The organism is Ochrovirga pacifica, from assembly GCF_000220525.1.
Classification (GTDB): Bacteria; Bacteroidota; Bacteroidia; order Flavobacteriales; family Flavobacteriaceae; genus Ochrovirga; species Ochrovirga pacifica.
Window position 1 is genome coordinate 1 of the sequence record NZ_AFPK01000059.1, and the last position, 3,455, is coordinate 3,455.

1 tRNA gene and 2 rRNA genes are annotated in these 3,455 nt (G+C 44.8%); all 3 read left to right on the top strand.

From position 1 onward, the window contains the following. A tRNA-Ala gene (locus FS85_RS0110860) sits at positions 1-74 on the top strand. Between the two features lie 263 nt (positions 75-337). Continuing rightward, positions 338-3,116 (top strand): 23S ribosomal RNA (locus FS85_RS0110865). Positions 3,117-3,319: 203 nt separating this feature from the next. Then, positions 3,320-3,428 (top strand): 5S ribosomal RNA (rrf, locus tag FS85_RS0110870). The last annotated feature ends 27 nt before the right edge of the window (positions 3,429-3,455 follow it).

Here is a 3,455-nt window from a genome sequence, read left to right on the forward strand (position 1 = left end):
GGGGGATTAGCTCAGCTGGCTAGAGCGCTTGCCTTGCACGCAAGAGGTCATCGGTTCGACTCCGATATTCTCCACAATTTTAAGTTTATAAAGATTAAAGTTTATAAAGTTTTAAAGTTCAATTTTGAAACCTTTAACCTTCAGACTTTAGGAACTTAGATAAAAGTTCATTGACATATTGATAAAAGATATTTAAGAGAAAAAATATTTTTACTTGAGTAGACACAAAAATTAAGTTTCAAGTTAGAAAGTTACAAGTTACAAGTTTTCGAACTTTATAAACTTTTAACCTTCAACTTAAAACAAGAATCAAATAAATTAAAGACGCAAATAGGTACAATAAGCTAATTAAGGGTGTATGGCGGATGCCTAGGCTCTCAGAGGCGAAGAAGGACGTGATAAGCTGCGATAAGCTTCGGTTAGTGGCACATACGCTTACCCGAAGATTTCCGAATGGGGCAACCCAATATACTGAAGGTATATTATTCGAAAGAAAGCAAACGTGGTGAACTGAAACATCTAAGTAACCATAGGAAGAGAAAATAATAATGATTTCGTTAGTAGTGGCGAGCGAACGCGAAAAAGCCCAAACCTACTTTGTTACGGCAAAGTAGGGGTTGTAGGACTACAATATAATCTAGAAGAGAACTAGAATCCTCTGGAAAGTTGAGCGATATAGGTGATAGCCCTGTATAGGTAATCGTAATAGATTTAGTAGTATCCTGAGTAGGGCGGGGCACGTGGAACCCTGTCTGAATCTGCCGGGACCATCCGGTAAGGCTAAATACTCCTGAGAGACCGATAGTGAACTAGTACCGTGAGGGAAAGGTGAAAAGAACCCTAAGTAAGGGAGTGAAATAGATCCTGAAACCGTACACCTACAAGCGGTCGGAGCCCAACTGGGTGACGGCGTGCCTTTTGCATAATGAGCCTACGAGTTACTTTATCTAGCAAGGTTAATTGGTTCAGCCAAGGAGCCGTAGCGAAAGCGAGTCTTAATAGGGCGAATTAGTTAGGTTGAGTAGACGCGAAACCTGGTGATCTACCCATGGGCAGGTTGAAGCTTTGGTAACACAGAGTGGAGGACCGAACCCGTTGACGTTGAAAAGTCTTGGGATGACCTGTGGGTAGGGGTGAAAGGCCAATCAAACCAGGAAATAGCTCGTACTCCCCGAAATGCATTTAGGTGCAGCGTTGTGATAGTTATATAGAGGTAGAGCTACTGATTGGATGCGGGGGCTTCACCGCCTACCAATTCCTGACAAACTCCGAATGCTATATAATGTTTTACAGCAGTGAGGGCATGGGTGCTAAGGTCCATGTCCGAGAGGGAAAGAACCCAGACCATCAGCTAAGGTCCCCAAATGTATATTAAGTTGAATAAACGAGGTTTGACTGCCCAGACAGCTAGGATGTTGGCTTGGAAGCAGCCATTCATTTAAAGAGTGCGTAACAGCTCACTAGTCGAGCGGTCGAGCATGGATAATAATCGGGCATAAATATACTACCGAAGCTATGGACGAGAGTGGTAGGGGAGCATTCTAATTGGATCGAAGGTGTTTTGTAAGAAATGCTGGACTGATTAGAAAAGAAAATGTAGGCATAAGTAACGATAAGGCGGGTGAGAACCCCGCCCTCCGAAAAACTAAGGTTTCCTCAGCGATGCTAATCAGCTGAGGGTTAGTCAGGGCCTAAGGCGAACCCGAATGGGGTAGTCGATGGACAACAGGTTAATATTCCTGTACCTGCACTCATTAAAAGTGACGGATCTCCCAGATACTTGCGTACTGACGGAAATGTACGCTGAGCCTAATCTTCGGATGAAGCGAAAGTAAGTAAGAGGTTCCAAGAAAAGCGAGAGATGCAGCCTGTACCGTAAACCGACACAGGTAGTTGGGATGAGTATTCTAAGGAGCTCGAGTGATTCATGGCTAAGGAACTAGGCAAAATAGACCCGTAACTTCGGGAGAAGGGTCGCCCCACTTCGGTGGGGCCGCAGTTAAAAGGTCCAGGCGACTGTTTATCAAAAACACAGGGCTCTGCTAAAACGAAAGTTGATGTATAGGGCCTGACACCTGCCCGGTGCTGGAAGGTTAAGTGGAGGGTTTAGCATTTGCGAAGATCTGAAATGAAGCCCCAGTAAACGGCGGCCGTAACTATAACGGTCCTAAGGTAGCGAAATTCCTTGTCGGGTAAGTTCCGACCTGCACGAATGGTGCAACGATCTGGACACTGTCTCAGCCATGAGCTCGGTGAAATTGTAGTATCGGTGAAGATGCCGATTACCCGCTACGGGACGAAAAGACCCCGTGAACCTTTACTATAGCTTAGTATTGGGTTTGGATAAGTAATGTGTAGGATAGGTGGGAGACTTTGAAGCGGCATCGCTAGGTGTTGTGGAGTCATTGTTGAAATACCACCCTTTGCTTATCTAGATTCTAACCCAGTGATGGGGACAGTGCTTGGTGGGTAGTTTGACTGGGGTGGTCGCCTCCAAAAGAGTAACGGAGGCTTCTAAAGGTACCCTCAGTACGCTTGGTAACCGTACGTAGAGTGCAATGGCATAAGGGTGCTTGACTGGGAGACCTACAAGTCGATCAGGTTGGAAACAAGAGCATAGTGATCCGGTGGTTCCGCATGGAAGGGCCATCGCTCAAAGGATAAAAGGTACTCCGGGGATAACAGGCTGATCTCCCCCAAGAGCTCACATCGACGGGGGGGTTTGGCACCTCGATGTCGGCTCGTCACATCCTGGGGCTGGAGAAGGTCCCAAGGGTTGGGCTGTTCGCCCATTAAAGTGGCACGCGAGCTGGGTTCAGAACGTCGTGAGACAGTTCGGTCTCTATCTGTAGCGGGCGTTAGAAATTTGCGTGGATTTGACTCTAGTACGAGAGGACCGAGTTGAACTAACCTCTGGTGTATCTGTTGTCGTGCCAACGGCATTGCAGAGTAGCTACGTTGGGAAGGGATAAGCGCTGAAAGCATATAAGCGCGAAACCCACCACAAGATGAGATTTCTTTAAAGGGTGGTTGTAGATCACGACCTTGATAGGCTACAGGTGTAAAGGTGGTAACATCATAGCCGAGTAGTACTAATAACCCATAGGCTTATGTACCTTGCGGGCTTTAATGATTATGATTTAGAATTTAGTACAAAGTATTAAGTACAGAGTACAAAGAAACTCAAGAAAAAAATATAAAAACCTCTTAGATGTCAGTTATCAATATGTACAACATAATCTAAATTAACAATTGACAATGTACAATTATCAATATTATCATTGTTCATTGCTTATTGAAAATTGTTAATTAAAGACCTTAAGGTGATTATTGCAATAGGGCTCACCTCTTCCCATTCCGAACAGAGCAGTTAAGCCTATTAGCGCAGATGGTACTAGCATTGCTGGGAGAGTATGTCATCGCCTTTTTTTGAATCCTTCATTACATAAGTAGTG